We start from the raw sequence: 24,565 nt of genomic DNA on the forward strand, positions 1-24,565 counted from the left end.
ATTCGATAGAACAACGAGAGAAAGGAGAGTGGTCGATGTGTTGAAAATCGCCAACATCGAAATGAAAAATCAAGTCGTGCTGGCGCCGATGGCCGGCGTCTGCAATCCGGCGTTCCGGCTGATCGCGAAGGAATTCGGCTGCGGCCTCGTCTGTGCGGAGATGGTCAGTGACAAAGCACTCGTTCATGGCAACGAGCGGACGAGAGAGATGCTGTATGTCGACGATCGGGAGAAGCCGCTCAGCCTGCAGATTTTCGGAGGGGACCGTCAGTCGTTGGTGGAAGCCGCCAAAATTGTCGATAAAGAGTCGAACGCGGATATTATCGACATCAATATGGGTTGTCCCGTACCGAAGGTGACCAAATGCGATGCCGGCGCGCGTTGGCTGCTCGATCCGAACAAGATTTACGAGATGGTGTCGGCGGTTGTCGATGCCGTGGATAAGCCGGTTACGGTCAAGATGCGCATTGGCTGGGATGACGAGCATATTTATGTCGTGGACAATGCGAAGGCGGTCGAGCGCGCAGGCGGCCAGGCGGTCAGCGTGCATGGCCGCACGCGGGAGCAATTGTATACCGGCAAGGCGGATTGGAGCTACATTCGCCAAGTGAAGGAGGCCGTCTCGATTCCGGTTATCGGGAACGGTGATGTGGCGACGCCGGAAGATGCGCGGCGCATGCTCGATGAGACGGGATGCGATGGCGTTATGATCGGCCGCGGCGCCTTGGGCAATCCATGGATGCTGTACCGTACGGTCGAATATTTGACCCACGGCGAGCTGCTTCCGGATCCGGCGCCGGAAGAGAAGGTGCGCATTGCGATTGTCCATATGGACCGCCTGATTGCGTTGAAGGGCGAGAATGTGGCGGTTAGGGAAATGCGCAAGCATCTGGCCTGGTACTTGAAGGGGTTGCCGGGAGCGGCGCGCGTCAAGGACAAGGTGATGGAAGGGACGCGGCGCGACGAGATGGTGCAGCTGCTGGAGGATTATGTCGCCGGCCTTGAAGCGAAGGAAGCGATCGTCAACTAGATGAATGCATGCAGCAGGGCGCGATGCCCTGCTGATTTTTGTCAACGCTGGAAATGTATAGATTTCGCTCTGTGCCGCCTGATTCAGGACAGGACCTGTATCAAAGCGTTTTCACGTCAGTGGGGCGTCTCATTGACTTTTACAAAATCATCCCATATAATTCAACAATAGAAAATTAGCTACGGGCTGATGCGTGCCCATGCATCTATTGGGAATTTGGAACAAGCCTGCGCGAAGGGGGCATCATGTGGACGTGGCGCCATATGATGGGATTAAGGCATTCGCATCGATAAGCCGGTGCCGCTCACTGCGAGAGCGGTCCGAAGCTCGCATGCGAAAATAATGATCATGACAGGAGAATCGGTAAGATGAGTGATAAAGAAGTCATTCTGACCCAGGAGGGTCTGAAGAAGCTCGAGGAAGAACTCGATAATCTCAAATCCGTCAAACGCCGCGAGGTGGCGGAACGAATCAAGGTAGCGATCGGCTACGGGGATATCAGCGAGAACTCCGAATATGAAGACGCGAAGAACGAACAGGCATTCATTGAGGGTCGTATCATTACATTGGAAAAAATGCTTCGTAATGCCCGCATCATCAACAATGACGAGATTGATACGGATATCGTGAGCATCGGCTCCACCGTCATCGTGCAGGATCTCGAGTTCGGCGATTCGATGGAGTATACCATTGTCGGTACGGCGGAATCCGATCCATTGAAGAATCGGATTTCGAATGAGAGTCCGGTAGGCAAGGCAATTTTGGGCAAAGCCAAGGGCACTGTTGTTGACGTCAGCGTGCCTGCGGGCGTGATTCAATACAAAATCGTCGATATTAAGCTCTAAGCCGCGACCCTGCGAGAGCAATGAAGCCGGCTGCAGCAAGCATAGCGGAAGTTGGCCGGCAGGGGCCACGGGAACATAACGGATGAAAGCTTCCTTTAGGGAAGCTTTTTTCTCATCGTGCGGCATAGGTTAGGGTGGAATTCTGGCGCTTGGCGGAGGAGTTAGCGTGCCGATGACAATCATTGACTATATCCTGGCGTCTCTGTCGTGTTATGATAGCGGTATGGAATGATCCGCACTGGGCCGATGCCAACCGGACATGCGGAGCAATAGAAGGAGTGAAACGTATGACGGATGTCGTCAATCAAGAGACTGAATTAAGCGAATTGCTACAGATTCGCCGCAACAAGTTGGACGAGCTGCGGAAGCTCGGCATTGATCCGTTCGGTGCCAAATATAGCCGTACGCATACTGCCCAGGCTGTATTGGATAAATATAACGGCATGACGAAGGAAGAGCTGGAGGCGGAAGGCGCTGTCGTCAGTCTGGCCGGACGAATTATGGCGAAGCGGGAGATGGGCAAGGCGAGCTTCGCCCATATTCAGGATCTGAGCGGCCGCCTTCAGATTTATGTTCGCCAGGATACGGTGCCTGCGGAGAAATATGAGGCGTTCACGATGCTGGACCTTGGCGATATTATCGGCGTGAGCGGCAAGGTGTTCAAGACGAAGACTGGCGAGTTGTCGGTGAAAGTAACGGACTTGGAGGTGCTGTCCAAGTCGCTTTATCCGCTGCCGGAGAAATATCACGGCTTGAAGGATGTGGAGCTGCGCTATCGCCAGCGCTATGTCGATCTCATCATGAATCCGGATGTGCAGCAGACCTTTATCGCGCGCTCCCGCATTATTCAATCGATGCGCCGCTATTTGGATTCGCTCGGTTACTTGGAAGTGGAGACGCCGACGCTGCATGCAATCGCTGGTGGTGCGGCGGCACGGCCGTTCATCACGCATCATAACGCGCTTGATATGACGCTGTACATGCGGATTGCGATTGAGCTGCACTTGAAGCGTCTTATTGTCGGCGGCTTGGAAAAGGTGTACGAAATCGGACGCGTCTACCGGAATGAAGGGATTTCTACCCGCCATAACCCGGAATTTACGATGATCGAGCTGTACGAAGCGTATGCCGATTATGAAGATATCATGCGTCTGACGGAAAACATGGTCGCACATATCGCGCAAGAAGTGCTTGGTACGATGCAGATCCGTTATCAGGGCCACGACATCGATCTGACTCCGCAATGGCGCCGCTTGTCGATGGTTGACGCGGTCAAGGAAGTGACCGGTGTCGACTTCTCGGTGCAGATGACCGACGAAGAAGCGCATGCGCTGGCGAAGGAGCATAAAGTGCCGGTGGAGAAGCACTTCACGTTCGGGCATATTTTGAACGCCTTCTTCGAGCATTTCGTGGAAGAGACGCTGATTCAGCCGACCTTCATTACGGGGCACCCAGTGGAAATCTCGCCGTTGGCGAAGAAAAATGCGCAGGATCCGCGCTTCACGGATCGCTTCGAATTGTTCATCGTGGCCCGCGAGCATGCCAATGCGTTCACGGAGCTGAACGATCCGATCGACCAGCGCCAGCGCTTCGAGGCGCAGCTGGAAGAGCGCGAGCATGGCAACGACGAGGCCCATGAAATGGATGACGACTTCATCCGCGCCCTTGAATACGGAATGCCGCCGACAGGCGGACTGGGCATCGGGGTCGACCGCCTCGTTATGCTGCTGACCGATTCGCCATCCATTCGCGATGTGCTGCTGTTCCCGCATATGCGCGACCGCAGCAATTCATAATATAGAACGGCCAAGGAGACCGGCTCTCGATAGGAGGGCCGGTCTTTGTAGTTCTTAGTGTGTCGAGTTCTCGACAAGAAGTCACGAATGTAAATTGACATTTCCGAAACGGATTGCTATGTTTGTGGTATCGATAACACCTCAGAATATTTCTCACCGAATGACGAAGGTATTCCGGTCCATTTCTGTGGCGGTTCTTGGGAGCTGCCCTGTATGGGCCTACGAGGAGGAGTTATATGAAGGACAACGGAACGAAGGATCAAGAGGATCGGCTATGGTACCGGCAGCCTGCCGGACAGTGGGTAGAGGCGCTGCCGATAGGGAACGGGCGCCTGGGGGCCATGCAATTCGGCGGGGTGGCTTCAGATCGCTTGCAGTTGAATGAAGATTCGGTCTGGTACGGCGCGCCGGCCGCTCGCGAGAATCCGGATGCCGCCGCTTATCGGCCTGTCATCCGGCAGTGTCTGTTGGAAGGCAAGCCTGGAGAGGCGGAGCGGATCGCCCGGCTGGCGCTGGCTTCGGTGCCGAAGCATTTTGGCCCCTACCAGACGCTTGGGGAATTGAAGATGTTTTTCCATGGAGAAGAAGGAGAAGTGACTGGATATTCGCGGGAACTGTCCTTACCCGAGGGACTGGCCCGGGTCGATTACACCCGGAGCGGCATCGCCTATTCGCGGGAGCTGCTCAGCAGCGTCCCTGACCAAGTGATCGCGCTTCGGTTGACCGCCTCTGCTGCGAAGCGGGTATCTGTGTCCCTGTATCTGAACCGGCGCTCCTTCGAGGACGGGACGACAGTAATCGCATCCGACACGATCGCGATGCAGGGGCAATGCGGGGCTGGAGGGGTTCGTTATTGTGCCGTATTGAAAGCGCTTGCCGATAATGGGGAAGTGACTGCTATTGGCGATTGCCTGTCTATCGACGCTGCGGATGCCGTGACCCTATATATCGCGGCGGCGACCACATTCCGCGAATCGAATCCGCTGCAGACGTGCCTGCGGCAGGTGGAAGCAGCTGCTGCAAGAGGCTATCGGCAGGTCCGCTCCGAACATGTGAGGGACCACCGCGCTCTGTATGAGCGGGTGGCTCTTCATCTAGGCGGCACCGTGGAGGATTCCCTATGCCGGCTCCCGACGGACGAACGGCTGGAGCGGGTGCGGCAAGGGCAGGCAGACCCCGGATTGTTTGCCCTGTTTTTTCAATACGGACGGTATTTATTGATGGGTAGCTCCCGGCCTGGCACGCTGCCCGCCAATTTGCAGGGAATCTGGAACCCGCATATGACTCCGCCGTGGGAGTCGGATTTCCATCTCAATATTAATCTGCAAATGAATTACTGGCCGGCGGAAGCGGCCAATCTGGCGGAGTGCCATGAACCGGTGTTCGATCTGCTGGATCGGCTGCGGACGAACGGCAGGCGTACGGCGGCTGTCATGTACGGGGCCGACGGATTCGTGGCACACCATGCGACGAACCTGTGGGCGGATACCGCTCCGGTAAGCGATGTCGTGTCTGCCACCTTCTGGCCGATGGGCGGAGCCTGGCTGGCGCTGCATGCGTGGGAGCATTATCGTTATGGGGGAGACGAGGCGTTTCTGCGAGAGCGGGCTTATCCCGTTATGAAGGATGCGGCGCTCTTTCTGCTCGATTATCTGGTGGAAAATGCGCAAGGGGAATGGGTTACGTCTCCTTCGATCTCGCCTGAAAACCTCTATCGTCTGCCGAATGGCCAGCAAGGCACATTATGCATGGGTCCTTCTATGGATACGCAAATCATGCGGGCGCTGTTCCATGCCTGTCTTGAGGCGGTTGAAGGAAGGACGGAGGAAGATGCGTTCCGCGAACGGCTGGAGGCGGCATTGACCCGCTTGCCTCCGCATCGGATCGGCCGTGATGGGCAACTGCTGGAATGGGCGGAGGATGTAGAGGAGGTAGATCTGGGCCATCGGCATATTTCTCATCTGTTCGCCCTGTTCCCGGGGGATGACATTACCCCATTCAACGCGCCGGAAGCGGCGCAAGCGGCAAGGCGGACGCTGGAGAGACGGCTGGCGCATGGCGGCGGACATACGGGATGGAGCCGCGCTTGGATTATTTTGTTCTGGGCCCGGCTGGAGGATGCGGAGCAGGCGTATGCTAATCTGGCGGCTTTGCTGCACAAGTCCGTGCATCCCAATCTGTTCGGGGATCATCCTCCGTTCCAGATCGATGCGAATTTCGGCGGGACGGCGGCCATCGCCGAGATGCTGCTCCAGTCTCACGCAGGCACGCTTGCACTTCTGCCGGCGCTTCCTATAGATTGGCCAAGCGGATCGGTGCGCGGCCTCCGTGCGCGAGGCGGACACGAGGTCGATATCGCATGGGAGGACGGCCGGTTGACGGAAGCCCGAATTACTGCTGCACGGAGCGGGATGTGCACGCTTCGCTCCGCTTATGATCTGGAGATCCGCGAGGAGGGGCAGGAAGGACAGGAAGGGCGTGCTATCCGTCTGCGAGCTTCGGTGGAAGGACAGGCATGGAAGGCGGAAGGCGGACGCAGCTACCTTATCCGTCCGGCTGGGGCTGTATCGGATGGAGAATAAATTCGGGCAGGAGGGGAAGCTTCTATATATAGAAGGAACGAGCCGGGGGTTCATTGCTCCGGCTCCCATTCCGATGCGGCGGCTGTACCGGATATCTTCGGGCAGAAGAGGCGGATAATTCGAAATTTTAAAAAGTAATATTTTACCTGTTGCACGAAAAAGAAAGCCGTGGTATATTATAAAAGTCGCCGCTGAGAGATGCGGGACAGCAAGAAAAGAAACAAGATTGTTCTTTGAAAACTGAACAACGAGTGATGTTTGTGCAAGAGGTCATTTTGACCTCGTCAGCAATAGAATGAGCAAGTCAAACTACTTTTATGGAGAGTTTGATCCTGGCTCAGGACGAACGCTGGCGGCGTGCCTAATACATGCAAGTCGAGCGGAGCGACGGTTTCCTTCGGGAAACCATTAGCTTAGCGGCGGACGGGTGAGTAATACGTAGGTAACCTGCCCTTAAGACTGGGATAACTCACGGAAACGTGGGCTAATACCGGATAGTCGATTTCCTCGCATGAGGGAATCGGGAAAGGCGGAGCAATCTGCCACTTATGGATGGACCTACGGCGCATTAGCTAGTTGGTGGGGTAACGGCTCACCAGGCGACGATGCGTAGCCGACCTGAGAGGGTGATCGGCCACACTGGGACTGAGACACGGCCCAGACTCCTATGGAGGCAGCAGTAGGAATCTTCCGCAATGGACGCAAGTCTGACGGAGCAACGCCGCGTGAGTGATGAAGGTTTTCGGATCGTAAAGCTCTGTTGCCAGGGAAGAACGCTATGGAGAGTAACTGTTCCATAGGTGACGGTACCTGAGAAGAAAGCCCCGGCTAACTACGCCAGCAGCCGCGGTAATACGTAGGGGCAAGCGTTGTCCGGAATTATTGGGCGTAAAGCGCGCGCAGGCGGTCATGTAAGTCTGGTGTTTAAACCCGGGGCTCAACTCCGGGTCGCATCGGAAACTGTGTGACTTGAGTGCAGAAGAGGAAAGTGGAATTCCACGTGTAGCGGTGAAATGCGTAGAGATGTGGAGGAACACCAGTGGCGAAGGCGACTTTCTGGGCTGTAACTGACGCTGAGGCGCGAAAGCGTGGGGAGCAAACAGGATTAGATACCCTGGTAGTCCACGCCGTAAACGATGAATGCTAGGTGTTAGGGGTTTCGATACCCTTGGTGCCGAAGTTAACACATTAAGCATTCCGCCTGGGGAGTACGGTCGCAAGACTGAAACTCAAAGGAATTGACGGGGACCCGCACAAGCAGTGGAGTATGTGGTTTAATTCGAAGCAACGCGAAGAACCTTACCAGGTCTTGACATCCCTCTGACCGTCCTAGAGATAGGGCTTCCCTTCGGGGCAGAGGTGACAGGTGGTGCATGGTTGTCGTCAGCTCGTGTCGTGAGATGTTGGGTTAAGTCCCGCAACGAGCGCAACCCTTAACTTTAGTTGCCAGCATTAAGTTGGGCACTCTAGAGTGACTGCCGGTGACAAACCGGAGGAAGGTGGGGATGACGTCAAATCATCATGCCCCTTATGACCTGGGCTACACACGTACTACAATGGCTGGTACAACGGGAAGCGAAGCCGCGAGGTGGAGCGAATCCTAAAAAGCCAGTCTCAGTTCGGATTGCAGGCTGCAACTCGCCTGCATGAAGTCGGAATTGCTAGTAATCGCGGATCAGCATGCCGCGGTGAATACGTTCCCGGGTCTTGTACACACCGCCCGTCACACCACGAGAGTTTACAACACCCGAAGTCGGTGGGGTAACCGCAAGGAGCCAGCCGCCGAAGGTGGGGTAGATGATTGGGGTGAAGTCGTAACAAGGTAGCCGTATCGGAAGGTGCGGCTGGATCACCTCCTTTCTAAGGATTACGTCTCCTGCGACGGAGACATAACAGGAAGCATTGCTTCCAACACAAACATCACTCGTTTTCAGTTTTGAAAGGATAATCCCTTTCACTTGTACCTTGAAAACTGAATCGCGAAAGTAAAGCTTAGAATCATCCTTATAAATAATGATGGTTTAAAAAGGCCACTTTTCAGCACCGAGAAGGTTGCTTGAAGCGGAAGAAAGAGGAGAGCAGTGTAGTTGAGACTACATGAGCACCGCATTTCGAAGCTGAATGCAAGATTCGATGCCGAGTGGCACCCTGAAATCCTTCGTGATCAAAAGGGACTTTTTGAACTACCTTGCTAGGTTAAGCTAGTAAGAGCACACGGAGGATGCCTAGGCGCCAGGAGCCGACGAAGGACGTGGCGAACGACGAAATTGCCTCGGGGAGCTGTAAGCAAGCATCGATCCGGGGATGTCCGAATGGGGAAACCCGGCTGCTGTAATAGGCAGTCACTCACACCTGAATACATAGGGTGTGAAGAGGCATACGAGGGGAACTGAAACATCTAAGTACCCTCAGGAAGAGAAAACAATAGTGATTCCGTCAGTAGCGGCGAGCGAACGCGGAAAAGCCTAAACCGGAGAGCTTGCTCTCCGGGGTTGTGGGACGTCTCACATGGAGTCAGAAAGGTGTTTATTAGACGAAGAGGTCTGGAAAGGCCCGCCAAAGAAGGTAAAAGCCCTGTACTCGAAAGTAAATGCCCTCCGAGACGGATCCCGAGTACCGCGGGACACGTGAAACCCCGTGGGAATCCGGCAGGACCATCTGCTAAGGCTAAATACTCCCTGGCGACCGATAGTGAAGCAGTACCGTGAGGGAAAGGTGAAAAGCACCCCGGAAGGGGAGTGAAATAGAACCTGAAACCGTGTGCTTACAAGAAGTCAGAGCCCTATGATGAAACTTGTTTTCATCAGGGTGATGGCGTGCCTTTTGTAGAATGAACCGGCGAGTTACGTTTACGTGCAAGGTTAAGGTGAAAAGCCGTAGCCGCAGCGAAAGCGAGTCTGAATAGGGCGAATGAGTACGTAGGCGTAGACCCGAAACCGTGTGATCTACCCCTGTCCAGGGTGAAGGTGCGGTAACACGCACTGGAGGCCCGAACCCACGAATGTTGAAAAATTCGGGGATGAGGTGGGGGTAGCGGAGAAATTCCAATCGAACTCGGAGATAGCTGGTTCTCCCCGAAATAGCTTTAGGGCTAGCCTCGGAGGAAGAGTCGTGGAGGTAGAGCACTGATTGGGTGCGGGGCCCGCCAAGGGTTACCAAGCTCAGTCAAACTCCGAATGCCATGGACTTATTATCCGGGAGTCAGACAATGGGTGCTAAGGTCCGTTGTCAAGAGGGAAACAGCCCAGACCATCAGCTAAGGCCCCTAAGTGTACGTTAAGTGGGAAAGGATGTGGAGTTGCCCAGACAACCAGGATGTTGGCTTAGAAGCAGCCATCATTTAAAGAGTGCGTAATAGCTCACTGGTCGAGTGACTCTGCGCCGAAAATGTAACGGGGCTAAACGTACCGCCGAAGCTATGGATTGATGCTTTGCATCAGTGGTAGGGGAGCGTTGTGTACCGGGTTGAAGGCAGACCGGAAGGACTGCTGGACTGTACACAAGTGAGAATGCCGGTATGAGTAACGAAAAGACATGTGAGAATCATGTCCGCCGAAAGCCTAAGGGTTCCTGGGGAAGGCTCGTCCGCCCAGGGTAAGTCGGGACCTAAGGCGAGGCCGAAAGGCGTAGTCGAAGGACAACAGGTTGAAATTCCTGTACCACCGTAGCCGTTATGAGCAATGGGGGGACGCAGAAGGATAGGGACGCGAGCTGATGGATGCTCGTCCAAGCAGTGAGGCTGGTCAGTAGGCAAATCCGCTGACCGTAAGGCTGGGCTGTGACGGGGAGGGAAAATTACAGTACCGAAGGTCTTGATTTCATGCTGCCAAGAAAAGCCTCTAGCCAGGTAAAGGTGCCCGTACCGCAAACCGACACAGGTAGGCGAGAAGAGAATTCTAAGGCGCGCGGAAGAACTCTCGTTAAGGAACTCGGCAAAATGACCCCGTAACTTTGGGAGAAGGTGCCCCGGTAGGGTTAATAGCCCGAGGGGCCGCAGTGAATAGGCCCGAGCGACTGTTTAGCAAAACACAGGTCTGTGCGAAGCCGTAAGGCGAAGTATACGGGCTGACGCCTGCCCGGTGCTGGAAGGTTAAGGGAGTGGTTAGCCGCAAGGCGAAGCTATGAACCGAAGCCCCAGTAAACGGCGGCCGTAACTATAACGGTCCTAAGGTAGCGAAATTCCTTGTCAGGTAAATTCTGACCCGCACGAATGGCGTAACGACTTGGGCGCTGTCTCAACGAGAGATCCGGTGAAATTTTAATACCTGTGAAGATGCAGGTTACCCGCGACAAGACGGAAAGACCCCATGGAGCTTTACTGCAGCTTGATATTGACTTTGGTACGGTCTGTACAGGATAGGTGGGAGCCTGAGAAGCCGGAGCGCCAGCTTCGGTGGAGGCGCCGTTGGGATACCACCCTGATCGTATCGGAGTTCTAACCTGGGACCGTGGAACCGGTTCGGGGACAGTGTCAGGCGGGCAGTTTGACTGGGGCGGTCGCCTCCTAAAGAGTAACGGAGGCGCCCCAAGGTTCCCTCAGAATGGTTGGAAATCATTCGAAGAGTGCAAAGGCAGAAGGGAGCTTGACTGCGAGACCTACAAGTCGAGCAGGGACGAAAGTCGGGCTTAGTGATCCGGTGGTACCGCATGGAAGGGCCATCGCTCAACGGATAAAAGCTACCCTGGGGATAACAGGCTTATCTCCCCCAAGAGTCCACATCGACGGGGAGGTTTGGCACCTCGATGTCGGCTCATCGCATCCTGGGGCTGAAGTAGGTCCCAAGGGTTGGGCTGTTCGCCCATTAAAGCGGTACGCGAGCTGGGTTCAGAACGTCGTGAGACAGTTCGGTCCCTATCTGTCGCGGGCGTAGGAAATTTGAGAGGAGCTGTCCTTAGTACGAGAGGACCGGGATGGACGTACCGCTGGTGTACCAGTTGTCTCGCCAGAGGCATAGCTGGGTAGCCAAGTACGGAAGGGATAAGCGCTGAAAGCATCTAAGCGTGAAGCCCCCCTCAAGATGAGATTTCCCACATTGGTAAGACCCTTGAAGACGACGAGGTAGATAGGTTGGAGGTGGAAGTGCAGCAATGCATGGAGCTGACCAATACTAATCGGTCGAGGGCTTATCCTAAGTAAGATGATTCGCAAGACAAACTTTCGCATTCAGTTTTTAAGGTACAATACCTTATCTGTTTGGTGGCGATAGCGGAGGGGTTCCACGCGTACCCATCCCGAACACGACCGTTAAGCCCTCCAGCGCCGATGGTACTTGGACCGCAGGGTCCTGGGAGAGTAGGACGCTGCCAAGCAGACAAAGACCACTGACTTTCTGTCGGTGGTTTTTTTCTATATCTACGGAAGAATGCAGGGAATGCGGCGAACCGGAGGACGGTGAACCGGACGGACATGTCATCGCATCCTGCGGGATTATCGGATCCTGAAGGCGCGGCGGGCGCGGTTGCTTCCTGAGGCATCATAGCGTATTCCTGAGGCGTCGTTTCTTCCTGGGCTGACCTCATGTGCTGATCTTCTGGGGCTGAGCGTGTGAGGGAATTGCTGCGTTTTTACAGGAATTTCGGCCCAATGAGTCCACATCCCGGTCAAGTCCAAATTTATGTGTAAAATCCTCGATGAGATTGCCAGAGCAAAAAGATGCCTAAGCTGCAGGCCTGTTGAGCTTCTTCCGCCACTCATGGTACTCTTTCATCTCGATATACTTTTTCCCGGCGGACCACTTTTCGTCCTGCTCCATTAACAAGGCTCCAAAAAGACGAAGGACAGAGGCTCGGTTGGGAAAAATGCGAATGACGCGTTCTCGACGCCGCAACTCGCCATTTAGACGTTCTACAGCATTTGTGGTGCGCGTACGTATCCGACAGGCAGCTGGAAGTGCCAAGATCGCTGTCGCATCGTCAAAACCCTCTTCCAAGACCCTCATGGCCTTTGGAGCTTTGTCTTCAAATGCTTCTTGTGTCCGCTTCAGCAGTGTACGGGCACTGGTCTCGTCCGCGGCTTCGTAGATGGCCCTCACATGGGCCTTCAATTCATCACGGCATGCTTTAGGAGCAGCGTCCAGAATATTCCGCATAAAGTGGGTTTGACACCGTTGCCAGGTTACGCCTTGGAAATGTTGCCGAATCGCACTTACCAAACCACCGTGATGGTCGCTGGTAATGACATCAACACCGTGCAACCCGCGACTTTTTGAGGTGCGTAAAGAAAGCTCCCCACGTTGCGGCTGACTCGGTATCATCTACGGTAAGTCCAAGCACTTCCCGGTAGCCCTCCGCATTAATCCCTGTTGCAATCATCACGCCACGTGAGCGTACACGACCGTCTTCCCGGACTTTGACGTACAGGGCGTCGACAATAAGAAAGGGATAGGCCTTGTCCAGTTTTCGGTTATTCCACTCCTCTACGAGGGGATCCAGTTGCTTGCATAGCTCACTAACGGTCGATTTGGAGAACTCCGTCCCGCACAGTTCTTCGGTGATATTGCTTACTTTTCGCGTTGATACCCCATTGAGCACCATCTCCATCATGGCTAAGACAAGAGCTTGCTCACTGCGTTGGTACCGAGAAAAAAAGTTCCGTAGAGAACTGACCGTTGCGGAAACGTGGTACTTGCAGGGTTAATTGCCCCACCCGTGTTGTCAGCCGATGCGGATATGATCCATTACGGTAACCTGCACGTTCTTCTGAGCGCTCATAGTGCCCCGCCTTCAGCTGTTCCGTTGCTTGTGCCTGCAACACTTGATTCAAGATGGACTCTAATAGGGCCGCAATCCCCGCATCTCTTGATTCGGATAAAAACAGTTGATGCAAAAGTTGTGAATCTAGGGTAATCTGGTATTGAGTCATAGCTAGATCCTCCATCGGAATGTTGTCTCGACAACCTCATTCTATACGAGGATCCTTGCTATGGCTCTTCTTTTTTGCCATTTTCTTTTTACACAATTATATGGACTTAGCTCAAGTCGAAGTGAATCGGGGGAAATTCCTGCAGTTTTGGAGGATTGCCCTTTTGGTGAAGCGGTGCAAATCAAATTGCTGCATTTGCGCAGGATTTCGCTTACCGGATAGGCGTGTCTAGTGAAAAGAGGCATCATCGGGAACCAAGAGGCAGCGTCGTATCCTGGAGACGTCGTTGCTTCCTAGGTTGACCTCGTGGGCAGACCTCCTGGGGTTGAGCGTGTGGAGGGAATTGCTGCGTTTTTACAGGAATTTCGGCCCAATGAGTCCACTTCCTGAGAAATTCCTGCAAATCTACATCATTTGAGTCCCTTTTGCTCCAAGTCGAGGTGAATCGGGGGAAATTCCTGCAGTTTTGCAGGATTGCCCTTTTGGTGAAGCGGTGCAAATCAAATTGCTGCATTTGCGCAGGATTTCGCTTACTGAAGAGGCGTGTCTAGTGAAAAGAGGCATCATCGGGAACCAAGAGGCAGCGTCGTATCCTGGAGACGTCGTTTCTTCCTGGGCTGACCTCGTGGGCAGACCTCCTGGGGTTGAGCGTGTGGAGGGAATTGCTGCGTTCTTACAGGAATTTCGGCCCAATGAGTCCACATCCCGATGAATTCCTGCAAATCTATATCATTTTAGTCCATTTTGCTCCAAGTCGAAGTGAATCGGGGGAAATTCCTGCAGTTTTGCAGGATTGCCCTTTTGGTGAAGCGGTGCCTATCGAATTGCTGCATTTGCGCAGGATTTCGCTTACCGGATAGGCGTGTCTAGTGAAAAGAGGCATCACCTGGAACCAAGAGGCAGCGTCGTATCCTGGAGACGTCGTTGCTTCCTGGGCTGACCTCGTGTGCTGACCTCCTGGGATTGAGAGTGTGGATGGAATTGCTGCATATGCGCAGTAGTTCGCTTACTGAATAGGCGTGGTACAGTTTTACCGGGTTTTGCTTTCTGGATAAGCGTGTCTAAAGAGAAATTGTACAGTTTTCGGGGTTTCGCCTACCGAAAGGCGTGTCTAGAGAAAACGTGGAGTTTGCCGGGTTTCGCTTACTGAATAGGTGTATCTAGAGAAATCGTGCAGATTGCCGGATGTCGCCTGCCGAAGAGGCCTACCTAGGCAAACTGTACAGATCTGTAGCATTTCCCGTACTGACTATGGCCGGGCAGGAGAACTGCAGTATTGAAGCTTTTCGGGCAAGCCGACCCTATCCGGCCTGCATGACGCCCGGGTTAACTGGCCTCGTGCACGTGCGAATAAGGCCAAGGGAACGCCGCAGAACGCACACAGAACGCGACGTGCCCTAACGGCGAGCGTATTCCGGTGAATAGCACTATTCCCTGGAATAACGCGAAGGATTTCATCCGCCCCATCGGAATGCGTTCCTACGCGCATAGAATCACCCAGGAAAGGTCACCTTATGTGACAGGTTACCAGATCGAATGCTTCATCGCTCAGGGCATGACCTTTGTCGAAATGTATTTGTGGAGTGGACATTCATTCGTTTGTAAAATTACTGAAATTAATTGAAAACAAAGTGCGGATTCCTGCAACCTTTCCTTGACAGGGGTAAGGCGCTTTGCTAAGATTGCAATTAATATATTGAGAGAGAGTATTCTAATCAGCGGACAAGCCCGTCATTACAAGGGTTTGTCCGCTGAGTGCAACTTTACATTAAGGGAGGAACTTACTGGTGTGGGAGTCTAAGTTTGCAAAAGAAGGACTAACGTTTGACGATGTGCTATTGGTGCCTCGTAAATCGAATGTATTGCCACGGGAAACAGATGTATCTACGCAGTTGAGCAGCAAAGTAAAGTTGAACATTCCGATGATTAGTGCAGGGATGGATACCGTAACGGAAGCGCCGCTGGCGATCGCGATTGCGCGCGAAGGCGGAATCGGCATTATTCACAAAAACATGTCGATCGAACGCCAAGCGGAGGAGGTTGACCGCGTCAAGCGTTCAGAGAGCGGGGTTATTACGAATCCGTTCTCGCTGTCTCCCGAGCATACGGTAGAAGAAGCGGACCAGCTGATGGCTAAATACCGGATCAGTGGTGTTCCGATTGTGAACGAGCAGCATAAGCTGGTCGGGATTTTGACGAATCGTGACTTGCGCTTCGTACATGACTACAACATTCAAATCAAGGAAGTCATGACTCATGAGAATCTGGTGACCGCACCCGTCGGCACAACTCTTCCAGAAGCAGAAATCATTCTTCAGCAGCACAAAATTGAGAAGCTGCCTCTGGTGGACGAGACGAACACGCTGAAAGGCCTCATTACGATAAAAGATATCGAGAAAGCAATCCAATACCCGCAATCGGCCAAGGATGAGCAAGGACGCTTGCTCTGCGGCGCCGCAATCGGCATCTCCCAAGATTCGTTCGATCGGGCGGCAGCGTTGGTGCAAGCTGGCGTAGACGTCATCGTCGTCGATTCGGCGCATGGCCATCACATCAATATTATTGAAGCGGTACGGAAGCTGCGCGAGCTGTATCCGGAGCTGACGATTGTCGCCGGGAATGTGGCGACTGGCGAAGCGACGCGCGACCTGATCGAAGCAGGCGCTTCGGTGGTCAAGGTCGGCATCGGGCCGGGCTCCATCTGTACGACTCGGGTTATCGCCGGTATCGGCGTTCCGCAGATTACGGCGGTGTATGACTGCGCCACGGTTGCACGCGAGTATGGCATCCCGGTCATCGCCGACGGCGGCATCAAGTACTCCGGCGACATTACGAAGGCGATCGCGGCAGGGGCATCGGCTGTCATGCTGGGAAGCCTCCTGGCTGGCACAGAAGAGAGCCCGGGCGAATCGGAGATTTACCAGGGCCGCCGCTTCAAGGTATACCGCGGCATGGGCTCCCTGGGCGCGATGAAGAAGGGCAGCAAGGACCGTTATTTCCAAGACAGCAGCAACGAGAAGAAGCTCGTGCCGGAAGGCATCGAAGGCCGCGTCGCTTACAAAGGGCCGCTCGCTGATACCATTCATCAATTGATGGGCGGCTTGAAGGCAGGCATGGGGTATTGCGGTACGCATAATCTGACAGAGCTGCAGAACGATACGCATTTTGTCAAAATATCGGGTGCCGGCCTTCGTGAAAGCCATCCGCATGACGTGCAAATTACGAAGGAAGCGCCAAATTATTCCTTGTAAAATATTAATATCCCGTTTTATCGGCAAAAGAAGGCAGGGTCCAACACCCTTGCCTTTTTTTTGTCTGTCCCGCTGTGATAGAATAACATATGGATTCAATGGGAGAGGAGATGACGATAGTGTTGAAACAACAAGACGCGACAAAAAAAGGCAAGTGGAAGCGCATCGTCGCTTTTGCAACGGCTTGCCAGATACTTACATTCACGCTGCTTCCTTCGGCTGGCATGGTTGCTGCCGAAGCTGCTGCACAGACGGCAGAGAAAGGGGAAGCCGCAGCGAATAAGGGCGAGTCTGCGTCTGCGGTGAAGACGACCAAGGAGTCGCTCAAATTGGAAGTAACATCGGCTATTCTAATGGAAGCTAGCACAGGACAAGTGCTTGTAAATATTGATTCGAATACCCCTAAGCCTCCGGCCAGCATGACCAAGATGATGACGGAGTACATCGTCATGGAGAAGGTGAAGAACGGGGAGTTGTCATGGGACGAAGAGGTCACGACATCCGAGCATGCTTCTCTGACGCGAGGCTCACGCATCTTCCTGGCGCAAGGGGACAAGCATACGGTTCGGGATCTATATATCGCGATGGCGATCGGATCGGCGAACGATGCGACGGTAGCGCTTGCGGAGCGGATCGCGGGAACCGAGAAAGAGTTCGCGAACCTGATGAACGAGACGGCGAAGAAGCTGGGCATGACGACGGCGCACTTCATCAATTCGACCGGATTAGGCCGGGAGGATATGCCGGAGAAGTTCCGTCCAGAAGGTACGGATGAGACCGTCATGTCCGCCATGGACGTGGCGAAGCTCGTTCGTGCGATTGTCATCAAGCATCCGGAATTCCGGGACTTTACGACGATCCAGGAATATAAGTTCCGCGAGCGCGACGAGACGCCGATTCAAAATCTGAACTGGATGCTGGAAGCGAATAAGAATATTCCGAACTTCAAGCGGTATGCGTATCCAGGCCTCGACGGGATGAAGACGGGATTCACGAACGAAGCGGGCAACTGTTTTGCCGGAACGGCGGAACGGGATGGCATGCGCCTCATCTCCGTCGTCATGGGCACGGATATTAACGATAAAGGAAAACGGTTCGTAGAAACCGCCAAGCTGCTTGATCACGGGTATAACAACTATGAAGTCCAGTCCGTCGTAGCTCCGAAGCAGGCGGTGGACGGCGTCGCAGCGGCTCCGATTAAGAAGGGCGTCTCGACCGAGGTGCCTGTTGTGCCTGAGACCGGCGTCAATTTCGTCGTGGCGAAGGGGGCCAGCACGGAAGGCAAAGTTACGCATGAAGAGAAGCTCACTCCGGCCAACGAGCTGGTTGCGCCAATCAAGAACGGGCAGAAGGTCGGAACGATTACGTTCACGTACAAAGATAACGGCTTGGAGCAGAAGAAGACCGTAAATTTGATTGCCTCGGAAGAGGTGGAAAAGGGCAGCTGGTGGCGGTTATTTTTCCGGGCCATCGGAGAATTTTTCGTTGATTTGTTCCAATCCATCAAAAATTTGTTCTAAAGGACGATTTTGGCCGTTCCGGCCAGGCAATTCCGACAAAATCGGTTGTGTATTCCCTGTTCTATCATGTACAATAGGGGGATAGACCATTACGGTTGGCCCGATAGGCTGCAGCAGGGGATGCTGAAGAATCCTCCGGGCATCATTACGATAGTAAATGGCGGGAGGCAGGCATAATGGAAACAGGTACAGCTCGTGTTAAACGTGGAATGGCAGAAATGCAAAAAGGCGGCGTCATTATGGACGTCATGAACGCGGAGCAAGCAAAGATTGCGGAAGCGGCCGGCGCTACGGCAGTCATGGCGCTGGAGCGAGTTCCATCGGACATCCGCGCCGCAGGCGGCGTCGCACGGATGGCGGATCCTACCATTGTAGAGGAAGTCATGAAGGTTGTCTCCATCCCTGTTATGGCGAAGGCCCGCATTGGCCATTACGTAGAAGCCAAAGTGTTGGAATCGCTTGGCGTTGACTATATTGACGAATCCGAGGTATTGACTCCAGCGGATGAAGTGTATCACATTGACAAGCAAGCGTTCACGGTGCCTTTCGTCTGCGGAGCGAAGGATCTGGGCGAGGCGCTGCGCCGCATCGGCGAAGGGGCGGCCATGATTCGCACGAAGGGCGAGCCGGGAACGGGGAACATCGTAGAAGCCGTGCGTCATATGCGCTTCATTAACAGCCAGATTCGCAAAGTTCAAAATTTGTCGAAGGACGAGTTGTATGCGGAAGCGAAAAATCTGGGCGTATCTTACGAGCTGCTGCTTGAGGTGCATGAGAACGGCAAGCTGCCGGTCGTCAACTTCGCGGCGGGGGGTGTCGCTACACCGGCTGACGCGGCTCTGATGATGCATTTGGGGGCAGACGGCGTATTCGTAGGCTCCGGCATTTTCAAATCCGACAGCCCGGAGAAATTCGCGCGCGCTATCGTGGAAGCGACAACCCACTTCGAAGACTTCGCGCTGATCGCGGAAGTATCGAAGAACCTGGGCACGCCGATGAAGGGGATTGAGATCTCCAAGCTGGCGCCATCCGAGCGCATGCAGGATCGCGGCTGGTAAGAAGGAAGGGAACAGGTATGAATATCGGGGTGTTGGCCCTGCAAGGGGCCGTCAGAGAGCATATGCGAAGCCTGGAAGCCATCGGAGTCACCGCGTTAGCCATCAAGCATCCCGAACAGTTGCAGGAAGTCGAGGGATTGATTATTCCCGGCGGAGAGAGCACGACGATCGGGAAGCTGATGCGGAAATACGGCTTCATGGAGGCGATCGGTGCTTTTGCCGCCCAGGGGAAGCCGCTTTTCGGCACATGCGCCGGACTCATCGTGCTGGCCAAGCGCATCGCCGGCCAGGGCGGGGCTGAAGAACCGCATCTGGCGCTAATGGACATCACGGTGCGCCGTAATGCGTTCGGACGGCAGCGCGAGAGCTTCGAGACCGACTTGGACGTTATCGGGGTGGATGAGCCGGTCCGGGCGGTATTTATCCGGGCTCCCCTTATTACGGAAGCTGGTCCCGGCGTGGACGTGCTGTGCAAAGTGAATGAAGAGATTGTTGTCGCCAGACAAGGCCATTTGCTGGCCTGCTCTTTCCACCCGGAGCTGACGGATGATGTTAATCTTCATCGTTATTTTGCAGATATGGTTAAACAGAGCGGAATTGCAGCAGGATAAAGATAGAACGCAATGAAAAAAACACCTTGACTTGCGATTCCTTCAAGGGACAGGTTAAGGTGTTTTTAATGAATCAGTCATAGAGGCAGAATCGGTGCTCCTTGCTTCGTGGAAGGGGCAATCGCCCTTTCTGCATGCGTAGGAGGAATCGGTAGTGTTAGATACCAAAGTATTGCGAAATGAGTTTGCACGGGTAGAGCAAGCGCTGGAGCAGCGAGGCAAATCGAAAGAGATGATCGTCGAGTTCCCTGAACTGGATGCTCGCCGCAGAGAGATGCTGCAGGAGACGGAGCAGCTGAAGAACCGCCGCAATGTCGTCTCTCAAGAAGTGGCGAAGAAGAAGAAGGCGGGAGAATCCGCCGATGATCTGATTGCCGAAATGCGCGAGGTTGGGGACCGCATTAAGGAACTGGATGAGGAAATCCGGAACATCGATGCCCAGATCGTCGAGATGACGCTGGCTATCCCGAACGTTCCGCATGAGAGCGTGCCTGTCGGCCTGAAGGAAGAGGAGAATGTGGAGATTCGACGCTGGAGCGAGCCGACATCCTTCTCCTTCGAGCCGAAGGCGCATTGGGATGCAGCTCAAGACTTGGGCATTCTTGATTTTGAAGCGGCCGCCAAGGTAACCGGTTCGCGCTTCGTCTTCTATAAGAAGGCCGGCGCGCGTCTGGAGCGGGCGCTTATCAGCTTCATGCTGGATGTACATACGATGCAGCATGGCTATGAAGAAATTTTGCCGCCGCTCATCGTCAATCGGGACAGCCTCATCGGAACGGGACAGCTTCCGAAGTTCGAAGAGGATCTGTTCAAGCTGGAAGGGACGGACTATTTCCTGATCCCGACGGCGGAAGTGCCCGTTACGAATCTGCATCGGGATGAGATTCTGAACGTGGAGGATCTGCCGCGGTACTACACGGCCTACAGCGCTTGCTTCCGTTCCGAAGCCGGTGCGGCAGGACGCGATACCCGCGGGCTTATCCGCCAGCATCAGTTCAATAAGGTTGAAATGGTGAAGCTGGTGAAGCCGGAAGACTCCTATGAAGAACTGGAATCGCTCACCCGCCACGCCGAGAACATCTTGCAGCAGCTTAAGCTGCCTTATCGCGTCATGGCGCTGTGCACGGGCGACCTGGGCTTCAGCTCGGCGAAGACGTATGATCTGGAAGTATGGCTGCCGAGCAGCGGTACCTACCGCGAAATCTCCTCCTGCTCGAACTTCGAAGACTTCCAGGCACGGCGCGCGAACATCCGCTTCCGCCGCGATGCGAAGTCGAAGCCGGAGTTCGTTCATACGCTGAATGGGTCGGGACTCGCGATCGGCCGTACGGTCGCCGCGATATTGGAAAATTACCAGCAGGCAGACGGCAGTGTCCTCATTCCGGATGTGCTGCGTCCGTATATGGGTGGATTGGAACGTCTGACTCCGTAACCAAAAATATACAGTTGCGTGATGAATTCAATCATGCTAAAATATAGACTGTCCGACTTGAATCGGGCAGTCAACCAATGGAGAGGTACCGAAGCGGTCATAACGGGGCGGTCTTGAAAACCGTTAGGGTGCAAGCCCACGTGGGTTCGAATCCCACCCTCTCCGCCATTATAGTCATGATAATGAAGCCTTTGCCGATACCGGCAAAGGTTTTTTGCATATACCGGCAATGGACGTATTTTGGAGATGACGCCGGCATAGTATAAAATCGTGGTCCGCGCCACACACTGTAAAGGAATAGTGGAGGTGTGGTCATGAACGACAAGGATATCGTACAAGTGGATCAACATCAGCTTGTGGCTGCATGGCAGCAAACGTTGACGAACAAATTAGAGCCGGGCAACAAAGCGACCGTTCTGCCGGATGCCGCGAATCCGCAAGCATTTCTCATTCATATCGACAGTGACGGACGTACGAGCTACACATTCGACTTCCATTGCAGCTATGTCGACTCGAGGGAGATTGATCTGCAGCTAATCGATGTCGAGCGCGACGGCGTGCATATTGACGAACGGACGCAACCGGTGCAGGAGATGGCGCAGGATTACATGAGACATATTCATGAATGCGCCCAGCATCTTCATGATCTGACCCATCATGGCGATACGACGGTGAACGGAGGGTAATGATGAACACACGAGATAAGGATAAAAATTTGAGCAATGTGATTGAAGATCTCGAGACGGCCCCGGCCAATTCGCATCATGCGCAGCAGATTCAGCAGGATCGCAATGACCGGAGGCATCAGGATGCGTTGAATCATGACAAGCCTACCGATCTGGAGCATTATTAAAACTTTTTGAAAGGAACGTGGTTTTCAATGAATAAGCCCAAAACTGTCCCTGTTCCCGCTGCGGAGCAGCCGGTCCGCCATCATGAAGCGGAAGGCCGCAAAGCAATTCAAGAGCCGCTGTCGGGCTCAAAGAAGGTCAAGACCGCCAATCATGTAAGCCATAATAACCCGGAAGGCTGACCTAATCATCGAATCGCAAGCCTTCATACGTAAGTGATTTCACGGCTTTCTTCCCCCATCGGGAGGAGGCCGTTTTTTGATCCGCTCATTAAGAGATTGAAAAATTTTTACCAACCGTAACCTAACCATGCTCTATTCCGATATAATAATAGGTACGACATAATAGAGAGGTGAATGCGATGACAGACTCCCCGAAGGAACAATCCGGATTTGCAGAGCAATCGCAGCGCACTTGCGATGAGCAAGCCGGCGCAGAACATAATAGCAACGCCATGTTGGCAGCGTCCATTCCAGGAATAGACCCTGCGGCGGCCGTCGCGGCGCTGCAGCCGTCTTACCAGCATACGAAGATGGGCTTTGCCAAGATGCTGCGACAAATTATATTCATTGCGCTCGGCTCGATCATGATGGGCGTCGGGTTGGAATTATTCCTCGTTCCCAACCAGATTACCGATGGCGGTGTCACCGGGATATCCATTATTTTGTCCCATGTTACCTCTGTTCCCCTTGGTGTGTTTCTCTTTCTTCTCAACATTCCGTTCCTCATCATGGGATACAAGCAGATCGGCAAAACGTTTGCGTTATCGACCCTGCTTGGCGTCGCTGTCATGTCGTTCAGCACCGCCTTGCTGCATCCGGTGCAGCCGTTCACGGAGAATACATTTCTGGCAGCGGTATTCGGCGGCATCATTTTAGGGATCGGCGTAGGGTTGGTGATCCGCTTCGGCGGCTCTTTGGACGGTACGGAAATCGTGGCCATTTTGCTGAATAAAAAGACGCCTTTTTCTGTCGGCGAAATCGTCATGTTTTTCAACCTGTTCATTCTGTCGAGCGCAGGCTTCGTATTCGGCTGGGATCGGGCGATGTATTCGCTGATTGCCTATTACATTGCGTTCAAAATGATTGATATTACGGTAGAAGGCTTGAATGATTCCAAAGCAGTATGGATTATTAGCGAGAACTATAAGGCCATCGGGGATGCGCTCCTGAGCCGGCTGGGCCGCGGGGTGACGTACATGAATGGGGAAGGGGGCTTCTCCGGCGACGAGAAGAAGATTATTTTCACGGTCATTACCCGGTTGGAGGAAGCGAAGCTGAAATCCATCGTCGAAGAGCAGGATCCGCAAGCGTTTCTGGCGATCGGCAATATCCATGACGTGAAGGGCGGACGCTTCAAAAAGAAAGATATTCACTAGGCAGCAAGGGCGTAGGACATATTTCGCATGTCTGTGCAGCAAGTCACGATATTTAAATCTTTGGAACTCTTTTCAAATTCATTCGTATAGGGTAATATGGATTGGGTTATCCAGATACGACAAAATGGGATAGGGAGCTGAACGTAAACATGAAAAGATGGTATAAGGGCGCGTTGGCGATCTTCTTTGTCTTCGCTCTCATCATCACGGGGTGCGGGGCCAAAGCGGCTGCTCCAAGAGCAGCGGTTGAAGGCGCATTTGAAAAGGCGCTTGAATTGAAATCATACGGATTCGAAACATCCATCGTAATCGATGATTTGCAAATTAATGCAGCGAGCGCGACGGATCCGAACGCGCAGATGGTCATGAGCATGCTGAAGAACGCGGAGCTGAAAATCTCCGGCGCTGTCCAGCAGGAGCCATTGCAGCTTGAAGCGAACCTGGAAGTGAAGCTCCAGGGCGATATGGCAATGACATTCACGCTTCCAATGGTAATGACGGAAGACAAGATGTGGATTAAAGTGCCGAACATTCCGATGCTTCCAATGCCGACCGAGATCGTTGGCAAGTTCATCGAGTTCGACCTGAAGCAGCTGGCAGAAGAATCCGGCGAACCAATGCCTACGGCAGCAGACATGAAGACGATGCAAAATGCGTCTAACGATCTGGTGAAGGCCGTGCTTGGCAAGTTCGACGAGAAATCTTTCTTCGTTAATGTCGACAAGAAGGAAGCTGCTCTGCCGGAAGGCGTAGATGTGAATCAAGTAGTGAAATTCAACGTCAACAATGACAACTTCGATCAATTCGTGACGACATTGGTGAAGGACGCGCTTCCTGCCGCACTCGACGCGCTGAACAAGGATGAGTATCTCAAGCTGTTCGAGCTGGAGAAGGCGGATATCGAAGAAGCGAAGAAGGAAATCGCTACGGACGAGAATGAATTGAAGAAGGGTATCGAAGAGATTAAAGAAACGATGAAAATCAATGAGCTTAGCTTGTTGACAGCCATTAATAAAGATCAATTCCCGACGTATCAACGTGCGGTAGTGAATCTTGAGTTCACCGAAGATGGAGACCAAGTGAAAATTGCCGCCAAGATGACGAACCAATATTCGAACATCAACAAGCCGGTTGAATTCAAAATCGGCAAGCCAGCGGATGCCATTACGATGGACGAATTAGAGGAAATGTTCGCTGGATATTAATAACATAGCGAGAAGAAAACCGGCTCTCATGGACGAGAGCCGGTTTTTGTTATGGAGTTCGACAGATGAACTTGTCCGTCCAGGCGAATCCAACCTCCAGTTGACGTTGACATTCTTTGTGGCTAATGTATATAATGTCTATAT

14 protein-coding genes, 1 tRNA gene, 3 rRNA genes and 1 pseudogene are annotated in these 24,565 nt (G+C 53.5%); 18 read left to right on the forward strand and 1 reads right to left on the reverse strand.

Features of this window, described 5'->3' with window-relative positions:
• Positions 1–37: 37 nt before the first annotated feature.
• The 7 genes from dusB (at position 38) to rrf (ending at position 11,563) form a co-directional block, all read left to right on the forward strand.
• Entirely contained in the window at positions 38–1,030 is a 993-nt protein-coding gene (gene dusB / locus FLT43_RS17305) for a tRNA dihydrouridine synthase DusB (protein ID WP_087443298.1), read from the forward strand.
• 368 nt (positions 1,031–1,398) lie between these two features.
• Complete coding sequence (greA, locus tag FLT43_RS17310; protein ID WP_087443299.1) at positions 1,399–1,875, forward strand: transcription elongation factor GreA; 477 nt, start codon at positions 1,399–1,401, stop codon at positions 1,873–1,875.
• Between the two features lie 287 nt (positions 1,876–2,162).
• Positions 2,163–3,671 carry a lysine--tRNA ligase gene (gene lysS, locus FLT43_RS17315; protein ID WP_115057801.1) on the forward strand — a complete coding sequence of 503 codons (1,509 nt, stop codon included), beginning with the start codon at positions 2,163–2,165 and terminating at the stop codon, positions 3,669–3,671.
• 236 nt (positions 3,672–3,907) lie between these two features.
• Complete coding sequence (locus FLT43_RS17320) at positions 3,908–6,253, forward strand: glycoside hydrolase family 95 protein (RefSeq protein ID WP_087443301.1); 2,346 nt, start codon at positions 3,908–3,910, stop codon at positions 6,251–6,253.
• A 314-nt stretch (positions 6,254–6,567) separates the two neighbouring features.
• Positions 6,568–8,113 (forward strand): 16S ribosomal RNA (locus FLT43_RS17325).
• A 334-nt stretch (positions 8,114–8,447) separates the two neighbouring features.
• Positions 8,448–11,385: ribosomal RNA gene (locus tag FLT43_RS17330) — 23S ribosomal RNA — on the forward strand.
• 61 nt (positions 11,386–11,446) lie between these two features.
• Positions 11,447–11,563 (forward strand): 5S ribosomal RNA (gene rrf, locus FLT43_RS17335).
• Together the 16S, 23S and 5S rRNA genes form the textbook arrangement of a ribosomal RNA operon.
• 347 nt (positions 11,564–11,910) lie before the next feature.
• Here rrf and FLT43_RS17340 read toward each other — a convergent pair.
• A pseudogene (locus tag FLT43_RS17340) lies at positions 11,911–13,115 on the reverse strand (IS256 family transposase).
• 1,787 nt (positions 13,116–14,902) lie between these two features.
• Here FLT43_RS17340 and guaB point away from each other — a divergent pair.
• From guaB to FLT43_RS17390, 11 genes are all read left to right on the forward strand, one after another.
• Entirely contained in the window at positions 14,903–16,366 is a 1,464-nt protein-coding gene (gene guaB / locus FLT43_RS17345) for an IMP dehydrogenase (protein ID WP_087441036.1), read from the forward strand.
• A gap of 110 nt (positions 16,367–16,476) precedes the next feature.
• Positions 16,477–17,886: a D-alanyl-D-alanine carboxypeptidase family protein gene (locus FLT43_RS17350; protein WP_244194070.1), complete on the forward strand. Its 1,410-nt coding sequence runs from the start codon at positions 16,477–16,479 to the stop codon at positions 17,884–17,886.
• Between the two features lie 173 nt (positions 17,887–18,059).
• Complete coding sequence (pdxS, locus tag FLT43_RS17355; protein ID WP_202947081.1) at positions 18,060–18,944, forward strand: pyridoxal 5'-phosphate synthase lyase subunit PdxS; 885 nt, start codon at positions 18,060–18,062, stop codon at positions 18,942–18,944.
• 17 nt (positions 18,945–18,961) lie between these two features.
• On the forward strand, positions 18,962–19,555 hold the full coding sequence (gene pdxT / locus FLT43_RS17360; RefSeq protein WP_087441038.1) for a pyridoxal 5'-phosphate synthase glutaminase subunit PdxT: 594 nt from the start codon (positions 18,962–18,964) through the stop codon (positions 19,553–19,555).
• Positions 19,556–19,709: 154 nt separating this feature from the next.
• A complete protein-coding gene (gene serS / locus FLT43_RS17365; protein ID WP_087441039.1) occupies positions 19,710–20,987 on the forward strand; it encodes a serine--tRNA ligase in 1,278 nt (425 codons plus the stop codon).
• Between the two features lie 79 nt (positions 20,988–21,066).
• Positions 21,067–21,155 (forward strand) — tRNA-Ser (locus FLT43_RS17370).
• A 146-nt stretch (positions 21,156–21,301) separates the two neighbouring features.
• Positions 21,302–21,673, forward strand: coding sequence for a hypothetical protein (locus FLT43_RS17375; protein ID WP_087441103.1), 372 nt, complete (start codon positions 21,302–21,304; stop codon positions 21,671–21,673).
• Positions 21,673–21,840 (forward strand): hypothetical protein, encoded by a 168-nt coding sequence (locus FLT43_RS29390; RefSeq protein ID WP_164776500.1) that lies wholly within the window; start codon positions 21,673–21,675, stop codon positions 21,838–21,840. Before FLT43_RS17375 ends, FLT43_RS29390 begins: the two co-directional genes overlap by 1 nt.
• 27 nt (positions 21,841–21,867) lie before the next feature.
• Entirely contained in the window at positions 21,868–22,020 is a 153-nt protein-coding gene (locus tag FLT43_RS17380) for a small acid-soluble spore protein P (RefSeq protein ID WP_087441040.1), read from the forward strand.
• A 179-nt stretch (positions 22,021–22,199) separates the two neighbouring features.
• Positions 22,200–23,216: a YitT family protein gene (locus FLT43_RS17385; protein ID WP_174818203.1), complete on the forward strand. Its 1,017-nt coding sequence runs from the start codon at positions 22,200–22,202 to the stop codon at positions 23,214–23,216.
• A 149-nt stretch (positions 23,217–23,365) separates the two neighbouring features.
• Entirely contained in the window at positions 23,366–24,421 is a 1,056-nt protein-coding gene (locus FLT43_RS17390) for a DUF6612 family protein (protein WP_087441041.1), read from the forward strand.
• The last annotated feature ends 144 nt before the right edge of the window (positions 24,422–24,565 follow it).

The organism is Paenibacillus thiaminolyticus, from assembly GCF_007066085.1.
GTDB lineage: Bacteria > Bacillota > Bacilli > Paenibacillales > Paenibacillaceae > Paenibacillus_B > Paenibacillus_B thiaminolyticus.

Excerpts from the sequence above, each read along its gene's own strand:
- greA (WP_087443299.1), top strand. The coding sequence starts at position 1,399 with ATGAGTGATAAAGAAGTCATTCTGACCCAGGAGGGTCTGAAGAAGCTC.
- lysS (WP_115057801.1), top strand. The coding sequence starts at position 2,163 with ATGACGGATGTCGTCAATCAAGAGACTGAATTAAGCGAATTGCTACAG.
- FLT43_RS17320 (WP_087443301.1), top strand. The coding sequence starts at position 3,908 with ATGAAGGACAACGGAACGAAGGATCAAGAGGATCGGCTATGGTACCGG.
- FLT43_RS17350 (WP_244194070.1), top strand. The coding sequence starts at position 16,477 with ATGACGATAGTGTTGAAACAACAAGACGCGACAAAAAAAGGCAAGTGG.
- pdxT (WP_087441038.1), top strand. The coding sequence starts at position 18,962 with ATGAATATCGGGGTGTTGGCCCTGCAAGGGGCCGTCAGAGAGCATATG.
- FLT43_RS17375 (WP_087441103.1), top strand. The coding sequence starts at position 21,302 with ATGAACGACAAGGATATCGTACAAGTGGATCAACATCAGCTTGTGGCT.
- FLT43_RS29390 (WP_164776500.1), top strand. The coding sequence starts at position 21,673 with ATGATGAACACACGAGATAAGGATAAAAATTTGAGCAATGTGATTGAA.
- FLT43_RS17380 (WP_087441040.1), top strand. The coding sequence starts at position 21,868 with ATGAATAAGCCCAAAACTGTCCCTGTTCCCGCTGCGGAGCAGCCGGTC.
- FLT43_RS17385 (WP_174818203.1), top strand. The coding sequence starts at position 22,200 with ATGACAGACTCCCCGAAGGAACAATCCGGATTTGCAGAGCAATCGCAG.
- FLT43_RS17390 (WP_087441041.1), top strand. The coding sequence starts at position 23,366 with ATGAAAAGATGGTATAAGGGCGCGTTGGCGATCTTCTTTGTCTTCGCT.